This window comes from Lacinutrix sp. Hel_I_90 (assembly GCF_000934685.1).
In the GTDB taxonomy this organism is placed as follows: domain Bacteria; phylum Bacteroidota; class Bacteroidia; order Flavobacteriales; family Flavobacteriaceae; genus Lacinutrix.
Genome location: NZ_JYNQ01000001.1, coordinates 1,365,335 through 1,385,640, shown reverse-complemented (window position 1 = coordinate 1,385,640; position 20,306 = coordinate 1,365,335). Strand labels below are relative to the sequence as shown.

The window sequence follows — 20,306 nt, the reverse complement described above, 5'->3', positions numbered from 1 at the left end:
TTAGTAGAGTTACTCGAAAAAGGTTTAAGCATTGTCTCTTGGCTGGTGCACCTCCTTTTTATCCTTAATTTGGTGGTTAATTTCCTCACCGTCTGTTGGTACACCTTTTTTGTTGATTGCTTGCGCTTGTTTATCTTGCTTGTTTTGTTTTGGCATTTTATTTTTAGAATCCATAATGATATGTTTTAAATGAAGCCATAATTTACGAATCTCAATAAAAATAATAGCGTGCGATTAAATAAAATGGAAGTGTTATTAATTAAGATTTAATTCTAAAATAGTTTATGGGTTTTTGGACCTTACTTTTTCTTTAACCCTCATGTAGACCTACCAAAACTTGACGATACAATAAAATCTTACAAGAGAAAACGTTAGGCGTTTCCCGATGTCTATTGCAGAGAAAAGAGCGTACCATCATCATGCCTGTTTGTTCACAGCTAGGTGTAGCGCATTAGTCTAGGTGTGTTTCTCAATCCAATCTTCAGCAAGTTTCCAAAGTGAGGTTTTAAATCTTTTTCTAAAAAAGCCAAAGTGCTGTACATCGTCAATATTTAAGGCTTCTGGCTTAAGGTGTTGTCTGTCAACAGTAGCGTTTTCAAATCTGTCAGTTAACCAATCAACTGCCAGTTTAGGTGCAAATTGGTCTCTTGGAAAGCTTAATGATAATACATGGCACTTAACGTTCTTAAAATATAAATCACTTGTGTTAAATTCCGATAGCATATAATCAGGTTTTACGCCCCATTTGCGCCATTGGTAGGTCACGTGTTTTGGTAGATTTTCAAAAAGACCTAATATTTTAGCCGGAAAATAGCCAAATAAAGGCGTGGTGATTGGTATCATGACATTCCAAAAGGCATACATTCTTAAACGACTATACCCTTTAAAGAGTTTCCAGTAGCCACTTTGTGAACAGACCATAATTATGGCATCAGCCAACCCTATATTTGGATTGAGACCAATCAATTGTCCGCCAATACTGTGTGTTAAAAGAATTACTTTATGCTCAGGACATGTCGTTTTAGCGAAAGCTAATACTTCAGCCTGGTCTTTTGCCCAATCGTTTAAATTACAGGTATTCTTCTTAATAGTATGAGCTTCAGAGTTTCCAATACCAGAATAATCAAAAGTATATACCGTAAAACCTAAAATAGAAAAATGCGCAGCAAATTTGGTGTAATATTTTCGTATAACACCAGTAGCAGAAGATATGACAATACTTTTAGCGTTGGACCGTTGCGGTTCGAATTTTGAAACCGAAACACGCCTTTCGCCGTTTATCTCTATTTCAAAATAGTGAACAGACATACCTGTTAGTTTACAATCTTATACTCAAAGTAATCCATTTTATCACCAACTTCAAGGCGCCATTTTTCAGCTAAACCAGCATTAACCTCAAGTACAAATTGAGCTAAGGCATGAGATGGTAGTGAAGATTCGTTTAAAGGCTGAGCATTTTCTTGAAAACTAACGACCGTTTTGTTATGATCTAAAAAAATTAAATCTAAAGGAAAACGTGTGTTTTTCATATAAAAATTACGTTCTCTAATCTCATTAAAGACAAACAGCATGGCCTGATTGTCTTTCATTTTTTGCCTATACATCAAACCTGTTTGTATTTCAAAGTCGGTTTTAGCAAGTTCAATATCTAATTTTGTAATAACCGTATCTGTTATGGCTTTATACAAAGTGAGTTCTCCTTCTTTACTAAAGGTTATCTCAGGTTGTTCAATACTTTTCGGCGCATCTTTGCAAGAAGTAAAGCAAAGCATTGTAGCGCAAATAAGTGTAAAAAACAGACGTGTTATAACCCTCATTAGTTAACAGGTTTTTTTTGTTTGTATATAAACATAAAGTAAAGGCCAATCAATATAAATGGGATACTCAACCATTGTCCCGTTTTTAAACCAAACCAATCAATATATTCCTCGCCTTGAGGAATTTTTACAAACTCCACGAAGAAACGAACAGCCCATAATAAGACTAAAAATAAACCAAAGAGAAACCCAGGTTGATTTCCTTTATTCGTTTTTAAATAGAAAAACAACAATATTAAAAACACGAAAATATAACTGAATGCTTCGTATAATTGCGCGGGATGCCTATAAGGAACGGCTTCTAAAAGGTTTTGAAACTGCGGATTATTAGTCACGGCTTGATAAGCTTCTTTATAATCTGCAATACCTGTTTCCTTTACAATTCTATATTTATTGTAATAATCTTGAACAAAACGAACGCCAAAATCAGAATCTGTTATAACACCGTTAATTTCTGAGTTGATAAAATTTCCAATTCTAATAAATACGGCGCCAGAAGCTACAGGTATTACAATGCGGTCTAAAATCCACATCAGCGATTTATAATGGTATTTTTTACGGTAGAAATACATGGCGACAACAATACCAATAGCAGCACCATGACTCGCCAGACCTTGAAATCCAGTAAACTCAAACCCATTCTGAAAGCTAAAGGGTAAAAAGACACTAAAAAAGTCCTCTTTAAATAATTCTGGTTGATAAAAAATGACATGACCTAAACGTGCGCCAAGCATGGTTGCTAGAACAGTATAAATAAAAAGAGGGTCTAAGTATTCAATATTAACCTGTTCTCGTTTAAAAATACGTTTCATGATATTCCAGCCAATAATAAAAGCTAAAACCCACATTAAACTGTAAAAATGAATTTTGAAATTTCCAACGATGTCGATTCCTGTTAATGGATTCCAATCGAATTCTAAAAAGTGCATAGATTTGTTTTTATAACTGTAAATATAGTATAACCTTTGGAGACTACAATGATTATTTTAGAACGGAATTATTGATTGGTGCATCAAGCCTCTCTTTGGGCAGACAGGGTTGAGCGCTGTGTTTACTCTCTTTTATTACTATGTAAAACAGTGAGACTTGAGGGCCAAACTTTTTGCCAGCCTGAAAGGTGTCTTAAACCTGGCAGGGATTAAAAAAACCGACGAAAAATTATTTTAAAGAACTGGGTCGCATCCTTTACCTCCCCAAGGCGAAAGCGCGTTAGAAAATGTAAAGTGTACATTTATAGTGAATGTGCGAGTTGGAACGCTGGCTAGTTGTCATCCGTGTCGGGGACTGGATCGTATCCTTTACCTCCCCATGGCGACAGAGCGTTAGAAAATGTACGGTGTACATTTTTAGTGAATGTGCGAGCTGGCGTGCTGGCTAGTTGTCATCCGTGTCGGGAACTGGATCGTATCCTTTGCCTCCCCAAGGATGACAACTAAAAATTCGCTTAATGCTTAATTGCATTCCTTTTAAGAAACCGTGTTTTTCTAAAGCCTCTTTAGTGTAATGAGAACAGGTTGGTTGGTACCGGCATGTTGCGGGTGTAAAAGGCGAAATAAAGGTTTGGTAAACCTTTATTATAAATAGGAAAGGAGCGATTAATAGTTTTTTCATAATCCATAAGTCTGCGCCTTTGTAGCAGATTTAGGTAAGTCCTTAATTCGTTGAAAAAGTCGTGCCTTCTCGACCGTCATTTAATTGTATACCTACAGCCTCAAGCTCATCACGTATTTTGTCAGATAAAGCAAAGTCTTTGTTAGCTCTGGCTTCTTGTCTTAATTTAATAAGTAATGCAACAGCTCCAGATAATTTATCGGTACCAATTAAACTATCTTCAGCAGTACTTTTTAGCCCTAAAATATCAAAAACAAAAGTAGTAATGGTATTTTTAAAAATGTCTAAATCTTCTTTAGTGATGGTCGTACTACCCTCTTTTATAGCATTAATATGATTCACGGCTTCAAACAAATTCGCAATTAGAATTGGCGAATTAAAATCGTCGTTCATGGCATCATAGCATTTCTGTTTCCAATCTTGAATATCGAAAGAGGTCGTGTTAGCGGTGTTTAAGTTTTCTAAATCAGTAACGGCGTTCATTAAACGGTTAAACCCTTTTTCGCTGGCCAAAAGCCCATTATCTGTTAAATCCAAAACGCTTCTGTAGGCAGATTGCATCATGAAAAAACGGATAACACTTGGATTATAAGCTTTAGACATGATATCATTTTGGCCAGAAAGCAAGGCTCCTGGATTTATAATATTCCCTGTAGTTTTAGACATGCGTGCTCCGTTAAGCTCAAGCATATTAGCATGCATCCAGTAATTTACTGGATCTTTTCCTATAGCTGCTTGATTTTGTGCAATTTCACACTCGTGATGGGGGAATTTTAAATCCATTCCTCCGCCATGAATGTCAAATTGTTCTCCTAGATATTTTGTGCTCATCGCGGTACATTCTAAATGCCAACCAGGAAAACCATCACTCCATGGCGAAGGCCAACGCATGATGTGCTGTGGTTCGGCTTTCTTCCAGAGCGCAAAATCTTGTGGATTTTTTTTGTCACTTTGTCCGTCTAGAGCCCGTGTGTTATGGATTAAGTCTTCTAATTTTCGTTTGCTTAAAATGCCGTAATCATTGGTCTCATTATATTTATGCACATCAAAATAGACCGAGCCATTAACGGTGTAGGCAAAGCCATTCTCAATAATTGTTTTAATAAGTTCAATTTGTTCAATAATATGTCCAGTAGCCGTAGGCTCAATACTTGGAGGTAATAAATTGAACGTATTGATGACATTATGGAAATCTACAGTGTAACGCTGTACTACTTCCATTGGTTCAATCTCTTCCAACCGTGCTTTTTTTGTAATCTTATCTTCACCAACATCTGCGTCGTTCTCTAAATGCCCGGCATCTGTAATATTTCGAACATAGCGCACCTTATATCCTAAATGCTTCAAATAGCGAAATACCATATCAAAAGACATAAAGGTTCTTACATTGCCTAAATGTACATTGCTGTAAACCGTTGGGCCACAAACATACATGCCTACATAGCCCTCATGAATGGTTTTAAAGGCTTCCTTTTTTCCGCTTAGAGAATTATAGATTTGTATCTGCTGATTTTGGTAAAGCTGCATTGGTCTTTTTATTATAATGGTAATGACTGTAGTGTTGAAAATGGAAACTAAAGGACTAAAACTTAGTGTCTAAGTTAATGTAATCCAAAAACTCGCGTTTGGTTTCTTTATTTTTGAATTGCCCTCCAAATTCTGAAGTGACCGTACTACTTTCAATATCACGAATACCACGAGAATTTACACATAAGTGCTTGGCATCAATAACACAGGCAACATCTTCGGTGTTTAATACATTCTGAAGCTCCTTGACCACTTGAATCGTTAAGCGCTCTTGCACTTGAGGACGTTTTGCAAAATAGTCCACAATACGATTCATTTTAGATAAACCAACAACAGTACCGTTAGAAATATAAGCAATATGTGCTTTTCCAACAATAGGTAATAAATGGTGTTCGCAAGTAGAGTAAACCGTAATGTTTTTTTCTACAAGCATTTCTCCATATTGGTATTTGTTGTCAAATGTAGAAGCGCTAGGTTTTTTATCAGGATTTAATCCGCCAAATATCTCATTAACAAACATTTTGGCAACACGTTTAGGTGTTCCACTCAGGCTGTCATCTGTTAGGTCTAAGCCCAAAGTGTCCATAATACGACGCACATCCTCTTGAATGCTTTCAATTTTTTCTTTATCAGAAAGTTTAAAAGCATCAGCTTTCATAGGTGTTTGAGAAGATGTTCCCACATGATTTTCACCTAAATCATCGTGAATATTTTCTATATTTTCAATTTTCATATATTCAATAAAACATTAGTCCGCAAAGATAAGTAATAAAAAAATTAGAGTTTAGTATAGCAGTTTTTTAATTTCAACTGTTTTATTTGTCTGAGGACTATTTCTTAATAATTATTATTTCTTTTTATAAGTAGCCTTTTATTGCATTCATTTCTTGAATTTCATATATAATGATTCAGTTCTTACTTTTGACGTAAATTTTACAAAATGAATACCGGCTTTTGCTAATAGTAAAACACAGCATAGAAGTTGGTTAGTTGTTATAAAAAAGGCCTAAGTATACTTAGGCACTTATTCATTGTTTTATACTTAACAATCTTATAACTGAAATCCTAAAGTTAGTGTGATGTTAGAATGTATCGCATCAATTGTAGTGGCATCAGTTAAACCCGTACTGTAGAGTTGGTGATTATTAGTTTGTTGCGCCTGATCGTAAGTTAAATCTAGCTTTGTGTTTCCAAAATTATAGCCTAAGCCAAGAGAATAGCCATTTAAATCTCCAACTGTTGTGCCATTTTTGTAGGGGCTCTCTTCAAAACGATAGCCACCTCTAAAACTAAATTGATTGTATTTGTACTCGCCACCGAGTTTGTAGGTTGCAGCAGTCGTTAATTGATTAGAAATAATACTATTTTGTGCTGAAAAGTATCTGTCAGAGGTAGGTTTGAATTTTGTTTTACTAAAATCTCTTCTAGAATAATCAAAACTAATCAATCCGTCTGTTCCAAAGATATAGGCTAAGCTTCCAGTGACTTTTCCTGGTGATTGTAATCTATATTGTGGAAATAAGTTTACGATTTGTGGATCAACAACTTGTAATATGTTTTCGCCAGATTCAACGCGAACGGTTTCAATATATTGAGTGGTTTCTTCTTCTATAGTCATCCATGTTGGGGAATCATAAGTTAATCCAACTCTAAATGCCTCTGATAATTTAAAGATACTCCCTAATTGAAAAGAGAATCCGTTACCAAAAGTAGAAATATAATTTTCAAATCCAACTTCATTTACTACAGATGTTGCATTATCATTCTTTTCGTATAAAAATGTGGAGCGCTCATAGTTTAAAAAGTGAGAATTTAAATTCAAACCAAAATAGGCGTTTTCACCATATTGAGCACCAATATTAAATGCGATTTTTCCATTATAACCAGTTGCTGCATAGGAATATTCCTGATCAAAAGTTCCAGTTCCAATATTAGAACTATAGCTCGTATTATCATCGTCAAAAGTGTCTGGCTCTAAAATAAAAGAATCATAACCTAAATAGGCTTGTTGATGAACATACCCGTAAGTATTTCCAATTGCGGCATAGGCCTCAGAGGTAGATTCACCAGATATAGCAGAGATTTCACCTAAAGGCAAACCTTGCGCATTATTCAAAAAATAACTATCAATAGAATTCGTGTTTATTCCCCTTGAATACCAGTTATCCTCATAGTTTTTAGTGTTATCGTAGACAATACTTAAAGCAAATTTCTTCCAAGGAGAATTTTCATTTCTATTTTTAAAAACAAAAACACCTCCACCTTGATTTAAAGAGATGTCTGAGTCTGATGAGGCATTTGTTCCTCTGAAGTAAAAGGTTTGATTATCTGTACTTTCAGTGGCCAAAGATACAGAGGCAAAACTATTAGTAAAAACGGCTGAACTAGCAGGATTGGCATTAACAGCACTTAAATCACCACCTAAGGCTCCAAAAGCCCCGCTTAGTGCTCTATAACGCGCTGAGCCCATGATTTCTCCATTGCTGTATCGCAAGGCATCATTAATATTTTGAGCATTTAATGCAGTCATAGATAAGGCACCTATGAATAGTAATAGTAACGTTTTCATATTAGATTTTTTATATGTGTATTGCAATTTTATCCTCTTCTTCTTGAGCCTCCAGTTGATCTTGATGAAGATGAACCTGAACTCCTTGTAGAAGAACCAGAGCTTCTAGAAGAGCTATTCGATCGCGGTGTTGTTGCTCTGGAATTACTTCTTGGTGTTGATGTTCTGGTTCTAGGTGTTGTTGTTCTAGTTCTCGTTCGAGGTGTTGTTGTTCTCGTTCTCGTTCGAGGGGTTGTTGTTCTCGTTCTCGTTCTAGGGGTTGTTGTTCTCGTTCTTGGTGTATCAGACGCCTCTCTGGTTCTCGTTCTGGTTGACGAGTTTGTTCTAGGGGTAGTAGTCGTTCTTACCCGTGGCCTTGTAGATGTTCTGGTACGTGTTGACGTCGAATTACTTCTCATGCGATTAGCATCGATTCTTCTACTTAAAGCAGAAGTTCTTCCGTAAATAGCACCTCTTCTTGTAGAATTAAAAGCTAAACCGCGACGATAAAATCCGTTTCGACCATAATAACCATTATAGTAAGGATGTCCATATCCATAACCATACCCGTACCCGTAACCACCGAATCCGCCATAAGGAGAAACCCAGAAGGGATCATAGATGCCGCCATATCCATAGCCAGAATAGTAATTTCCAAATCCAAATCCTACATTCCAAAAAGGTCTGTTCCATCCCCAGTTATTCCAGCCATAAAATGGCGTATTCCAATAATTATTGAAACCAAATCCAGAATTATAAACATTTACAGAGACCTCTGTGCCGTTATCTCCCCAAGAACCATAGCCTTGCCCTTGTTCATTTTCGTTGGCATAAGTACTTTCATAAGAATCAATATCAACAAAAACCTCTTCTTCCTCTTCTTGGGTTTGGGTTAAAGCTTCCATCTCTATAGATTTTGCTTTGAAGTAGTCTTTATAATAATTATTATCAGTAGTTGTTTCTGGATTCTCTTGTTCAATAATTACAACTTGCTCATTATCTTCGCCATAGATACCATCAGTATCTTGTCCAACATACTGATATGAACCACAAGAAGTCATTGCTAATGCCAAACCTAGAACGGTTAGCGTTGGTAATTTTGTCTGTAAGTGTTTTTTTAATTTCATAACTGTTGTTTTTATTGTTGAACATAACAAAAATAGTTAGTTTTGTGCAACTATTTTCTTTATTTAACAGAGTCACAATATTTGTGCCAAAATACTAAGTATGAGCAAAAAACTAACGAGTAGAGCAGAAGATTACTCAAAATGGTACAACGAACTGGTTGTAAAGGCCGATTTAGCAGAAAACTCAGCGGTTAGAGGGTGCATGGTTATTAAACCATATGGCTATGCTATTTGGGAAAAAATGCAAGCCGAATTAGATCGCATGTTTAAAGAAACAGGCCATCAAAACGCTTATTTTCCGCTTTTCGTGCCAAAAAGTTTGTTTGAAGCTGAAGAAAAAAATGCTGAAGGTTTCGCAAAAGAGTGCGCGGTGGTTACTCATTATAGACTAGAAAGTGATCCGGATAATCCAGGAAAATTAAGAGTAGATCCAAACGCAAAGTTAGAGGAAGAGCTTGTTGTGAGACCAACGAGTGAAGCTATTATATGGAATACCTTTAAAGGCTGGGTTCAATCTTACAGGGATTTACCACTATTAATAAACCAATGGGCAAACGTGGTACGCTGGGAAATGCGTACACGTTTATTTTTGCGTACAGCGGAATTTTTATGGCAAGAAGGGCATACCGCTCATGAAACTAAGGCTGAAGCGTTAGCGGAAGCAAAAACAATGAATAACGTCTATGCAACTTTTGCCGAAAATTTTATGGCGATACCTGTTGTGCAAGGCGTAAAATCTGAAAGTGAGCGTTTTGCAGGAGCAGACGAAACCTATTGTATTGAAGCACTAATGCAAGACGGAAAAGCCTTGCAAGCTGGAACCTCGCATTTTTTAGGACAAAATTTTGCTAAAGCTTTTGATGTAAAATTCACCTCAAAAGAAGGTAAACAAGATTATGTTTGGGCGACTTCTTGGGGAGTATCGACTAGGTTAATGGGGGCTTTAATAATGACACACAGTGATGATCAAGGTTTGGTCTTGCCGCCTAATTTAGCGCCGAATCAAGTCGTTATCGTGCCAATATATAAGACTGATGAAGAACTAGGGGGAATCACAGCAGTCGTTGATGACATTATAAAAGAGTTGCGCGCAAAGCATATTACAGTAAAATTTGATAATAGAACAACGTATCGTCCTGGAGCAAAATTTGCACAGCACGAGTTGCAAGGCGTGCCTTTGCGTATCGCAATTGGAGCGAGAGATTTAGAAAATGGTACAGTAGAATTAGCGAGAAGAGACACCTTAACAAAAGAAGTCATTGCTTTAAATGCTTTAACGGATAGAGTAGAAGGGTTGATGACCGAAATTCAAGAGGCGCTATTTAAAAAAGCTTTAGACTATAGAAATTCTCATATTACTGAAGTTGGAACTTTTGAAGAATTTAAAACGGTTTTAAAACAAAAAGGAGGTTTTATATCTGCCCATTGGGATGGCACTGCAGAAACAGAAGATAAAATTAAAGAAATTACTAAAGCAACAATAAGATGCTTGCCTCTAGATGGACCCTTGGAAGATGGCGTTTGTGTGTATTCTGGAAAGCCTTCAAAACGTCGAGTATTGTTTGCTAAAGCATACTAATTAATTTTTTTTCAAAAAAAATTAATTAGTTCTTGCTAAAGTAGAAAATAGTTGTATTTTTGCCATCGCAATGGAGACGTTGTAAAGTTATTTGAAAAGTGTTGCAGGAATAAAATATATAGTATATATTTGCAAACTCAAAAATAAATGGCCCGTTCGTCTATCGGCTAGGACGCCAGGTTTTCATCCTGGTAAGAGGGGTTCGATTCCCCTACGGGCTACAATTTTTTAATATAAGAAAACAAGAACAAATGGCAAATCATAAGTCAGCGTTAAAAAGAATCAGACAAAACGAATCTAAGCGCGTAAGAAATAAATATCAGCACAAGACGACTCGTAATGTAATTAAGAAATTACGTGAGTTGACTGATAAGAAAGAAGCAGAAGCATTATTGCCTACGGTTTATACGTTGTTGGATAAATTAGCTAAGAAAAATATTATTCACGCTAATAAAGCAGCAAACCTAAAGTCTGGTTTAACTAAGCACGTAGCAGCTATATAATAAGCTTTAAAGTTATATAAATAAAGAGGAAAGCCTATCGATTATTTCGGTAGGCTTTTTTTTTGTTTTTATACTGTATTAGAGTGGGCTGCCTGCGATAAGGGATTATCGGGATTGTACTAAAAGTTTTGTTTATGCAAATCGTGAGGTTCATCTAAAGAAAAAAATGGAGCATTCCAAATTACTGTACTTGGAATCTAAAGCGTTGTTATTTATAGAAAATAAAAATCTTAAAAAAGTGTCTGTATTTGATTTCTAAAAATATAAATTTGCAATTATAAAAAGTTAACTACATACATAATCTTACTCCTTTGGAAAATACAAAAGCAATTAAATCAATCGATAAAATACTTAAGAATCTTGATGATACAGGTATTAATACAGACACACTCATTGACGATATTAAAGAATTACGAACTTATGCCTTAGAGGAAGAACAGCCGTTAGTGGTAAAGGTACTTAGGTATACTTATGAGCATATTGAGAAACACAAATCATTTCTTATTCCGCTTCTTGACGATGAAGCTATAGATGAAGAAAATGCTACTGCAGAAAACGAGGCAGCTTCTCCTGTAGAGAGTCTAAAATATTTAATAGCACTCACAGGAAACCTTAAAAATAAAGGTAATATTTCCGACTTAAAAGAGTATAAAGCGCTTTTAATAGCTTATTAATTATAGATACAACACTTTTGGTGTATAAAAAAAAGCCTTGACTTAGATAAGTCAAGGCTTTTTTATGTTTTATTTCTTGAAGAAATTTAGTCTGAACTTTAACCGTTCATAGAAATTAAAAACTCTTCGTTATTTCTGGTTTTTTTGAAACGATCGTTAATGAATTCCATAGCTTCTACAGGATTCATATCTGCAAGATACTTTCGCATTACCCACATACGTTGGATAGTTACATCATCTAATAAAATATCATCTCTACGGGTGCTTGAAGAGGTTAAATCGATAGCCGGGAATATACGACGGTTAGAAATCTTACGATCTAACTGAAGCTCCATATTACCAGTTCCTTTAAATTCCTCAAAAATTACTTCGTCCATTTTAGAACCTGTTTCTGTAAGCGCAGTAGCAATAATCGTTAGTGAACCACCATTTTCTATGTTACGGGCAGCACCAAAGAAACGTTTTGGTTTGTGCAAAGCATTTGCATCAACACCACCAGAAAGAATTTTTCCTGAAGCCGGCTGTACAGAGTTGTAAGCTCTTGCCAAACGTGTGATTGAATCTAGTAAAATAACAACATCATGACCACATTCGACTAATCGTTTTGCTTTCTCTAATACAATGTTAGCGATTTTTACATGTTCATGAGCTTCTTTATCAAAAGTAGAAGCAATAACTTCTCCACGAACATTACGTTGCATATCGGTTACCTCTTCAGGACGTTCATCGATTAATAAAATCATTTGATAAACTTCTGGGTGATTTGCTGCTATAGCATTCGCCACATCCTTTAAAAGCATGGTTTTACCTGTTTTAGGTTGCGATACAATCATACCACGTTGTCCTTTTCCTATTGGTGAAAACAAATCCATGATACGCGTTGAAATAGTGCTTTGCTTTTCTGCAATATTGAATTTCTCTTGAGGAAATAATGGTGTCAAGTGCTCAAAAGAGACGCGATCTCTAACGACATCTGGACTTTGTCCGTTAATTTTATTAACTCTAATAAGCGGGAAGTATTTTTCTCCTTCTTTAGGAGGTCTTACATTTCCTAAAACGGTATCTCCTACTTTTAATCCAAATAAGCGAATTTGAGATTGTGAGACATAAATATCATCTGGTGATGATAAATAGTTGTAGTCAGATGAGCGAAGAAAACCGTAACCATCCTGCATAATGTCTAATACGCCTTCACTTTCTATGATCGCATCAAATTCGAAATCTGGTTCACGGTAACGGTTACGACTGTCTTTATTTCCATTACTACTGTGCGTATTACCGTTTTTGTCCTGGCTTCTATTTTGATTTGACTTCGTGTTTTTCTGACGATTTTGATTAGGGTTATTACTAGTATTCTCGTCCTTTTTATGACTATGAACTGGTTTTTTATGCTGCGGTTTTGGTTGTTGTTGCTTTTTTTCAGGCTTTACCTCTTGCTTGGTCTCTGGCTTTCTTTCTTGTTTAGCCTGGGGTTTGCTATCTTGTTTAACTGGTGCTTTTTCCTCTTTATTATCTTTAAAAGCTAAGGTTTCTTGCTTAGTTTTAGGGTCCGTTTTAGGGTCAGTTTTTTTCTTAGCCGGACGTTGAACACGCTCCCTTTTTTGTTTTTGAGGTTCTGATTTGTCTGCTTTTGGAGCTTCTTTTTTGACTTCTGCAATAGCTTGAGGGTTGGCAGCTTGCTTATCTAAGATTTGGTAAACAAGGTCTAGTTTTTTTAATGTGCGAAACTTTGAGATGTTTAATTTTTTCGCCATTTCCTGCAACTCAGGAAGTTTCATTTCTTTTAATTGTGTGATTTCAAACATGTAATAAGTTGAATTGAATATTTTTTGTGAAATATATTTGTTGAAATTTTTCCGTAGAAAATAATAATGTAATTCTGAAGATTAACGTATTGCCAATGTGGTTGTTGCAAATGGTCATTGCAATAATACAACTTTATTTTAAGTTTTTCACTTAAAATTAATAAAAGAAGTTATATTTTTGTGCTATAATTTTTTGAAAGAATACATGATACAACGCATACAATCTATCTATTTACTTTTGGCGGCTGGCGTTTCTGGAGGACTGATATTTTTGTTTCCTTTATGGATTACTGAAAACGCTAAAGTATTTGCTCAAGACGAGTTGGTTTATTTTGGTTTGTTTTTAGCGTCTGCATGCTTGTCGTTGTTATCTATTTTTATGTTTAAAAACAGGAAGTCACAATTTGTATTGGGGCGACTTAACATCATATTAAACTTTATTTTACTAGGATTACTTGTATATCAATCTCTAAAGGTATCTGGAGAAATTAATTTTTCTGAGAAAGGTATTGGGATTTTTCTTCCTATTGTGTCTATCGTGTTATTAGTTTTAGCTAATAAGGCCATCAAAAAGGACGAAGATCTTGTAAAATCTGTAGACAGGTTGCGATAAGCCTAACATCTTAGTAGTATTAGTGCGTGAGCCCAAGGTGAAGATCTTGGGCTTTTTTTAATACCGCCTGGGGAATTCTATGACTTCTAAATTTTCAATTTTCTTACCATCAATAGTAAAACGCAGCATGGTTCTTACTTTATGAAAACCATGAGTACCCACAGCACCAGGATTCATATGAATAAGATTGAGTTTTTTATCAGGCATGACTTTGAGAATATGTGAATGACCGCATATAAAAATACGCGGTGGATTGTTATAGATTGCTTCACGAACCCGAGAATTATATTTGTTTGGATACCCGCCAATATGTGTGATCCAAACATCGACGTCTTCACACATGAAGCGATTGTGTTCTGGAAACTCTAACCGCGCTTTCGCATCATCAATATTGCCATAAACCCCTTTTAAAGGTTTTAGCTTTTTAATAGCATCCGTTACGCTTAAATCACCAATATCTCCAGCATGCCATACTTCATCTGCTCCTTTTACGTATTTTAAAATATCTTCATCAATATAGCTATGTGTGTCTGAAAGTAAGAGGATTTTTTTCATTGAATTTCTTTAAATTCATTCCCTTGAAAAAGGGAATCTATAGTGTTCATGACTTCCGTGAAGGCGGGAATCTTTTTCTAATGTTAGTATTCTTTATGACTTCCGCAAAAGTGGTGATCTCATTTGTATTTGTCTTTAAAAACCCTGATTTTTAATAGTAATTTAGGATTTCTTTAGAAAGAAAAACAATTATCTTTGTCAATCTTAAAACAAAAATACCACATTATTGCGCTATTTTATAGAATTATCTTACAATGGAAAGGCATACCACGGTTGGCAAATACAACCCAACGCTATTGCTGTGCAAGAAGTTTTAGAAAAAGCATTGTCTACTTTGCTGAAAGAAAAAATTGCTACTATGGGAGCAGGCAGAACAGATGCAGGAGTTCATGCTATGCAAATGTTTGCACATTTTGAGACGCATGTAATTTTTGAAATTGAAACCCTGATTTTTAAACTCAATTCTTTTTTACCAGAAGATATCGCAATTAAAGACCTCTTCAAGGTTAAGCCTGAGGCACATACTAGATTTGATGCTTTAAGTAGAACATATTTATATAGAATTGCTGTAGAGAAAAATCCCTTTAATACAAATCAGGCATTTTATGTAAAGCACAAAATTGATGCTGTTAAATTAAAAGAGGCGACCAAAATTCTATTGGAGTATAAAGATTTTCAATGCTTTTCTAAAAGTAATACAGATGTAAAAACGTATAATTGTAATATTATGAAAGCCGAATGGCTACTGGTTGAAAACGAATTACAATTTACTATTAAAGCAGATCGCTTTCTACGTAATATGGTGCGTGCTATTGTAGGAACACTTATTAATATAGGTTTAGGGAAACTAGAGGTAGCGGCATTACATGACATTATTAAGTCTAAAAATAGGAGTGAAGCTGGTTTTTCGGTGCCTGCGCATGCATTATATTTAACCGAAGTGGTTTACCCAGAGCATATAAAATTATAAAAAAACAATTAAAATGGCCTGTTTTTTCAGGAATCCAAGATGTCCAATAATAAAGAAAATATATTCGATTTAGACTTATTTAAACGTCTGTTTGAATATACAAAACCATACAGAAAGGTCTTTTATGGCGTGCTACTCTCAGTAATCATTATTGCGGGATTGAGTATCTCTGTGCCATATATTTTAAAAATTGCCATTGATAATAATATAAAGCTGCAAAAAAAAGACGGCTTCTTGTTTTATATTTTATTGATGATTGGCATGCTGCTTTTAGAAACCGTTTTTCAATTTCTATTTACCTTTTATGCTGCTTGGTTAGGACAAAGTGTGGTTAAAGATATTCGGGTAAAGCTCTTTAATCATATGCTAAAATTCAAAATGAAGTATTACGACACGTCTTCTGTTGGTGCACTTATTACGCGTGCTGTGACAGATATGGAGCGTATAGCCGATATTTTTGGGCAAGGTTTGTTTATGATTGCGCGCGATATAGCAGTAATGCTAGCGATTGCCGCGGTTATGTTTTTTACCAATATTAAACTCAGTTTAATCGTATTTGTAACCATGCCTATTGTTTTATACGCTACAAAAGTATTTCAACGTTATATGAAGAAAGCTTTTGAACAGGTACGTGCCGAAGTTTCAAACCTTAATTCTTTTGTACAGGAACGGGTAACTGGAATGAAAATTCTTCAGCTATTTACGCGTGAAGCCACCGAGTATAAAAACTTTAAAGCTATAAATGAACGGCATAAAAAAGGATGGTTAAAAACCATATGGTATAACTCGATATTCTTTCCAATTGCAGACTTTTTATCGTCAATAACCTCTGGTTTAGTTGCCTATGTTGGTGGGTTAATGGTTGTTTTATACGCTACAGCGAGTGTGAGTGAGTTATTTATGTTCATTATGCTTATACCAAAACTGTATAGACCTTTACGGCAAATTGCAGATAAGTTCAACACATTGCAAATGGGAATGGTAGCTGCTAAACGTGTATTTAAAATTATTGATACAGATTCTCAAATTGATGATTTAGGAACTTCGGAGGTCTCTCATTTTAAAGGCGATATAGATTTTAAGAATGTACATTTTAGTTATGTGGATGATGAGGAAGTACTTAAAGATGTTTCGTTTAGTGTGAAAACAGGACAAACCGTTGCGATTGTAGGTGCAACTGGAGCTGGAAAATCTACGATTATTAATTTATTAAATCGCTTTTATCAAATTAACAGTGGACGTATTTGTATTGATAACATAGATATTACAACGGTTAAATTAGCATCATTACGCAGCCATATAGCGGTTGTTTTACAGGATGTGTTTTTGTTTGCAGATACAGTTTTGAATAATATAACCCTTAATAATCCGAATATTACTGAAGAAGAGGTTATTCAGGCAGCTCAAGATATTGGTATTCATGATTTTATTATGAGCTTACCTAACGGTTACCACTATAATGTAAAAGAGCGCGGTGTGATGTTATCTTCCGGACAGCGACAATTGATTTCTTTTTTACGGGCTTATGTCACTAATCCTAGTATTTTAGTTCTGGATGAGGCCACATCTTCTGTCGATTCTTACTCAGAGCAACTCATTCAAAATGCAACCGATAAAATAACAAAAGACAGAACCTCTATAGTTATTGCTCACAGATTAGCTACGGTACAAAAAGCAGATAAGATTATCGTAATGGATGCAGGTAAAATTGTCGAGATTGGTACGCATAATGAATTGCTTAAAAAGAAAAATGGCTATTATAGAAATCTGTACGAAGTACAGTTTTTAAAGGCTGAAGTGGCTTAGTTTTGGGGTGCGAAATCTTTAAAAGACATGTCACTAAAGACAAAAAATAAAAGGACTATTGCCAAAGATATGCCTATGTAGAATAAGAAAGATAGGGGAATGAAAATAAGAATCTTTAGAAACAGTTGTTTTATGCTCAAGTTAAATAATCTTTTAAATAAAACGGCATGGTATATAAACAATAATAGATATTGAAGTAAACTTAAAGTCATAAAGTAACTGGTATCTATGGATAGAACAATTAAGCCTGTTACCATAGAAAGGATACTAAATAAGGACATACTATATAGGTAAACGATGATATGTTCAGTATAATTATATTTTTTATTGTAAAATACGATAATAGAGATTAGGGCTAAAATTGGTATTATAATTGAATTTACTAATGAACCATAATCATAGAAGATGGCCATTATGCTTTCTTGCAGTTTTACCTGCGCCTCGCCTTGTTGGCCTGACAAGGTTGCGAAGTTCATGGCATCGTTAAAGTATTTACGAAGAATGAGAATGTAAAGCCCCGAAAGGGTTAAGTTGATAGCGAAAAAACTAATAGGATTAACATAGGTTTTTCTAGTGCCTTCGACATAGCTATCTATTACTTTTTCCGGTGTTTTTAAAAGCGCTATGATCGTTTGCAAAAAGAGGTTGTCATAATTGAGAAAACGATAGGCAAAATCCTCAAACAGATTACGCATCGTTAATCTGTTTTTTATCACTTTTGCGCCACAGCCGTTACAGTAATTAATTTGCTGGGGTAATAATCTTTTACAGTTTTTGCAAATCATTAATCCAAATCATCTTTAATAATTTCAATCAACTCAGTAGAGTCTTTAAAATCTACAAAAGTTCCATTTTTAAAACAGGAAATTTGTCCGGTTTCTTCGCTTACGGCAATGGCAATGGCATCTGTACGTTCTGTAATACCAACAGCGGCTCTGTGACGTAAGCCAAAGCGTTGCGGGATAGTTTTTTCATTATTTACAGGTAAAATAACACGGGTAGCTTTTACGATATTGTCTGAAATAATAATAGCACCATCATGTAACGGACTATTTTTAAAGAAAATACTTTCTATAATAGGCTGTGTGACCTTGATGTTCATTTCGTCACCGGTTTGCACTAAAAAGTCCAGATTGTTATTGCGTTCTAAAACAATTAAAGCACCTGTTTTTGTGGTTGACATTTTATTGCAAGCGGCTATAATAGTATCAATATCTGTCAACGATTTGGTTATACCTTCTGTTTTTAAGAATTTTAAATGCTTAAGTACCCCGCGTTTAGAGGCGAAATTGGTAGAGCCAATCATTAATAAAAATTTTCGGACTTCCTGTTGAAAAACAACAATTAAAGCGATAAAACCAACACTAATAAAACCGCCTAAAATTTTAGTAAGTAATACCATTTGTAGCGCTTCAACTATTAAATAAATAAAGTAAAGCACTACGATGCCTATAAAAATATTAATGGCTACTGTACCACGAACAAGTCGGTAAGCATAGAATAAAAGTAAAGCGACTAAAAAGACATCTATAAAATCTTTTATTCCAAAATTAAATACGGTGTTAAAAATTTCCAATGGTTATGTGTTTGGGTAAATTTAGTAAAATATGATTAATCAAAAATGAATTCCATTGGACTTATTCTAAAATCATTATTAGACAAGTGTGATAGAATGGATTTGAATGTAATATAATCCTGAAATGATAATTGGTCATTAAATTCTAAGAATAGAATGGGGTTTTCTTCTTCTGAACTTTTGTTTTGAAATAAGTCTTTACCTAAATCTGAGATATTAGTTTTAATTAATTTTTCACGGTTGGTTGTAATCTGTATTTCATCTGGTGAGGTAAACAGGATATGAAAAGTAATTGTAGCAAGATCAACGTGGTCATCGACATAAACCACATCGGTAAAATCAATAAAGCCTAAATTTTTAATGCTGGTGTCATTACAAGTAAAGTAGTTTTTAGCATTTTCATTTTTATGCAGTGTAGCCTTTCGCTTTTTATCTTGTAATTTTATAATAGAAGGTAGTGCTTGTTTTAACGTTAAGCGCTTATCGACATTTACTAACCAGTTAGTAGAAATTATCAGGTTTTTTCTGTTCAATTCTACACTATCAGGTTTTGTTTCATCGTAAAAAATATAAGCAGGAGAAACATCTGTAATAGTGGTAATCTTTGCATTTTGTATTTCGGGTAACTGTATGACTTTTTCATTTCCGCAAGACAGCAGAAATAGAAATAAAAAAAGAACTCTCATATTAGGCATGTAATTGGTTGTAAAGTTTAACACATTCGACAGCTTCTTTTACATCATGTACACGTAAAATTTTTGCGCCTTTTTCTAAGGCAACCATGTTTAAAGCGGTGGTGCCGTTAAGTGCTTCGGATGAAGTCGTTTGTAATGTTTTGTAAATCATAGATTTTCTCGAAATCCCAGCTAACAAGGGTAGCTCGATTATTTTAAAACCTTCTAAACTATTTAGCAATTCAAAATTTTGTTCACGTGTTTTAGCAAATCCAAATCCAGGATCAATAATAATATCTACGATTCCTAAAGCTCTGGCTTTCGCTATTCTTTCAGAAAAATAAAACAGAATTTCTTTTAAAATAGATTTATAATTTGTCTGCTGTTGCATTGTTTCTGGGGTGCCTCTCATGTGCATCATAATATAAGGCACGTTTAAGTGGGCAACGGTTTCCATCATTTTATCATCTAAATGCCCAGCAGAAATATCATTCACTAAGGCAGCTCCTTTTTCAATACATTGTCTGGCAACTTCTGCACGAAAGGTGTCAACAGAAATCACGAGGTCAGGAAAGTGTTTCAGCAATAAATCAATAATTGGGAGTATGCGCTTTAGCTCATCCTCTTGAGAGACTTTATCTGCATTAGGTTTCGAGCTGTAGGCACCAACATCGATAAAAGTAGCTCCAGCTTCAAGCATTTTTTCTACTTGTTTTAAAATTAAAGAGGGGTCTTTGTAAAAGCCGCCATCGTAAAAAGAATCTGGCGTAACGTTTAAAATGCCCATTACTTTTGGTGCGGTTAAATCGATAAGTGATCCGTTACAATTAATCGTCATAGATAGCTTTATGTTTACTGTTTGTCAGGCATTTAGAAACTATAAACGCTAAACCTTGAATTTTAAACAATTTTATGCGAAAT

The 20,306-nt window shown here is 34.9% G+C and carries 21 protein-coding genes and 1 tRNA gene; 7 read left to right on the top strand and 15 right to left on the bottom strand.

All coding sequences use genetic code 11. The annotated features are described in order from the left end of the window. Window positions 1-24: 24 nt before the first annotated feature. The 9 genes from GQ46_RS17575 to GQ46_RS06165 form a co-directional block, all read right to left on the bottom strand. A complete protein-coding gene (locus tag GQ46_RS17575; RefSeq protein WP_156133110.1) occupies window positions 25-174 on the bottom strand; it encodes a hypothetical protein in 150 nt (49 codons plus the stop codon). A gap of 282 nt (window positions 175-456) precedes the next feature. Next, the gene (locus GQ46_RS06200) at window positions 457-1,308 is read right to left on the bottom strand and encodes an alpha/beta fold hydrolase (protein WP_044399310.1); all 852 of its coding nucleotides are present in this window, start codon (window positions 1,306-1,308) and stop codon (window positions 457-459) included. Window positions 1,309-1,313: 5 nt separating this feature from the next. Continuing rightward, window positions 1,314-1,817 carry a DUF192 domain-containing protein gene (locus GQ46_RS06195; RefSeq protein WP_044399307.1) on the bottom strand — a complete coding sequence of 168 codons (504 nt, stop codon included), beginning with the start codon at window positions 1,815-1,817 and terminating at the stop codon, window positions 1,314-1,316. Then, complete coding sequence (gene lgt, locus GQ46_RS06190; protein WP_044399305.1) at window positions 1,817-2,746, bottom strand: prolipoprotein diacylglyceryl transferase; 930 nt, start codon at window positions 2,744-2,746, stop codon at window positions 1,817-1,819. Before lgt ends, GQ46_RS06195 begins: the two co-directional genes overlap by 1 nt. A gap of 445 nt (window positions 2,747-3,191) precedes the next feature. After that, window positions 3,192-3,428 carry a membrane protein insertion efficiency factor YidD gene (gene yidD, locus GQ46_RS06185; protein ID WP_044399303.1) on the bottom strand — a complete coding sequence of 79 codons (237 nt, stop codon included), beginning with the start codon at window positions 3,426-3,428 and terminating at the stop codon, window positions 3,192-3,194. A 42-nt stretch (window positions 3,429-3,470) separates the two neighbouring features. Next, window positions 3,471-4,955, bottom strand: coding sequence for a cysteine--tRNA ligase (gene cysS / locus GQ46_RS06180; RefSeq protein ID WP_044399302.1), 1,485 nt, complete (start codon window positions 4,953-4,955; stop codon window positions 3,471-3,473). A gap of 55 nt (window positions 4,956-5,010) precedes the next feature. After that, the gene (gene folE / locus GQ46_RS06175; protein ID WP_044399301.1) at window positions 5,011-5,688 is read right to left on the bottom strand and encodes a GTP cyclohydrolase I FolE; all 678 of its coding nucleotides are present in this window, start codon (window positions 5,686-5,688) and stop codon (window positions 5,011-5,013) included. A gap of 318 nt (window positions 5,689-6,006) precedes the next feature. Continuing rightward, entirely contained in the window at window positions 6,007-7,524 is a 1,518-nt protein-coding gene (locus tag GQ46_RS06170) for an OmpP1/FadL family transporter (RefSeq protein ID WP_044399300.1), read from the bottom strand. Window positions 7,525-7,553: 29 nt separating this feature from the next. Further along, the gene (locus tag GQ46_RS06165; RefSeq protein WP_044399298.1) at window positions 7,554-8,630 is read right to left on the bottom strand and encodes a hypothetical protein; all 1,077 of its coding nucleotides are present in this window, start codon (window positions 8,628-8,630) and stop codon (window positions 7,554-7,556) included. Window positions 8,631-8,730: 100 nt separating this feature from the next. Here GQ46_RS06165 and proS point away from each other — a divergent pair, with 100 nt between their 5' ends. From proS to GQ46_RS06145, 4 genes are all read left to right on the top strand, one after another. Continuing rightward, window positions 8,731-10,209 (top strand): proline--tRNA ligase, encoded by a 1,479-nt coding sequence (gene proS, locus GQ46_RS06160; protein ID WP_044399296.1) that lies wholly within the window; start codon window positions 8,731-8,733, stop codon window positions 10,207-10,209. Between the two features lie 149 nt (window positions 10,210-10,358). Continuing rightward, window positions 10,359-10,430, top strand: a tRNA-Glu gene (locus tag GQ46_RS06155). Between the two features lie 30 nt (window positions 10,431-10,460). Further along, window positions 10,461-10,712: a 30S ribosomal protein S20 gene (gene rpsT, locus GQ46_RS06150; protein WP_044404648.1), complete on the top strand. Its 252-nt coding sequence runs from the start codon at window positions 10,461-10,463 to the stop codon at window positions 10,710-10,712. Window positions 10,713-11,023: 311 nt separating this feature from the next. Then, a complete protein-coding gene (locus tag GQ46_RS06145) occupies window positions 11,024-11,386 on the top strand; it encodes a hypothetical protein (protein WP_044399294.1) in 363 nt (120 codons plus the stop codon). Between the two features lie 98 nt (window positions 11,387-11,484). On the opposite strand, the gene rho is transcribed toward GQ46_RS06145, so the two are convergent. After that, window positions 11,485-13,191: a transcription termination factor Rho gene (gene rho, locus GQ46_RS06140; RefSeq protein WP_044399291.1), complete on the bottom strand. Its 1,707-nt coding sequence runs from the start codon at window positions 13,189-13,191 to the stop codon at window positions 11,485-11,487. A 205-nt stretch (window positions 13,192-13,396) separates the two neighbouring features. Between rho and GQ46_RS06135 the strand changes: the two genes are divergently transcribed. Continuing rightward, window positions 13,397-13,804 (top strand): DUF4293 domain-containing protein, encoded by a 408-nt coding sequence (locus tag GQ46_RS06135; protein ID WP_044399289.1) that lies wholly within the window; start codon window positions 13,397-13,399, stop codon window positions 13,802-13,804. Window positions 13,805-13,861: 57 nt separating this feature from the next. Here the strand turns inward: GQ46_RS06135 and GQ46_RS06130 are convergent, their stop codons facing one another. Further along, window positions 13,862-14,359 carry a metallophosphoesterase gene (locus tag GQ46_RS06130; protein WP_044399287.1) on the bottom strand — a complete coding sequence of 166 codons (498 nt, stop codon included), beginning with the start codon at window positions 14,357-14,359 and terminating at the stop codon, window positions 13,862-13,864. Between the two features lie 226 nt (window positions 14,360-14,585). Between GQ46_RS06130 and truA the strand changes: the two genes are divergently transcribed. Beyond that, window positions 14,586-15,329 carry a tRNA pseudouridine(38-40) synthase TruA gene (gene truA, locus GQ46_RS06125; RefSeq protein ID WP_044399286.1) on the top strand — a complete coding sequence of 248 codons (744 nt, stop codon included), beginning with the start codon at window positions 14,586-14,588 and terminating at the stop codon, window positions 15,327-15,329. 39 nt (window positions 15,330-15,368) lie between these two features. After that, window positions 15,369-17,135 carry an ABC transporter ATP-binding protein gene (locus GQ46_RS06120; protein WP_044399285.1) on the top strand — a complete coding sequence of 589 codons (1,767 nt, stop codon included), beginning with the start codon at window positions 15,369-15,371 and terminating at the stop codon, window positions 17,133-17,135. On the opposite strand, the gene GQ46_RS06115 is transcribed toward GQ46_RS06120, so the two are convergent. The 4 genes from GQ46_RS06115 to folP form a co-directional block, all read right to left on the bottom strand. After that, on the bottom strand, window positions 17,132-17,830 hold the full coding sequence (locus GQ46_RS06115) for a DUF3667 domain-containing protein (protein WP_197077340.1): 699 nt from the start codon (window positions 17,828-17,830) through the stop codon (window positions 17,132-17,134). The two genes, GQ46_RS06120 and GQ46_RS06115, sit on opposite strands and share 4 nt — an antisense overlap. A gap of 89 nt (window positions 17,831-17,919) precedes the next feature. Then, window positions 17,920-18,711 (bottom strand): diadenylate cyclase CdaA, encoded by a 792-nt coding sequence (gene cdaA, locus GQ46_RS06110; protein WP_044399283.1) that lies wholly within the window; start codon window positions 18,709-18,711, stop codon window positions 17,920-17,922. 35 nt (window positions 18,712-18,746) lie between these two features. Continuing rightward, a complete protein-coding gene (locus GQ46_RS17105) occupies window positions 18,747-19,397 on the bottom strand; it encodes a hypothetical protein (RefSeq protein ID WP_052503420.1) in 651 nt (216 codons plus the stop codon). A 1-nt stretch (window position 19,398) separates the two neighbouring features. Then, a complete protein-coding gene (folP, locus tag GQ46_RS06100) occupies window positions 19,399-20,223 on the bottom strand; it encodes a dihydropteroate synthase (protein WP_044399281.1) in 825 nt (274 codons plus the stop codon). Window positions 20,224-20,306: the final 83 nt, after the last annotated feature.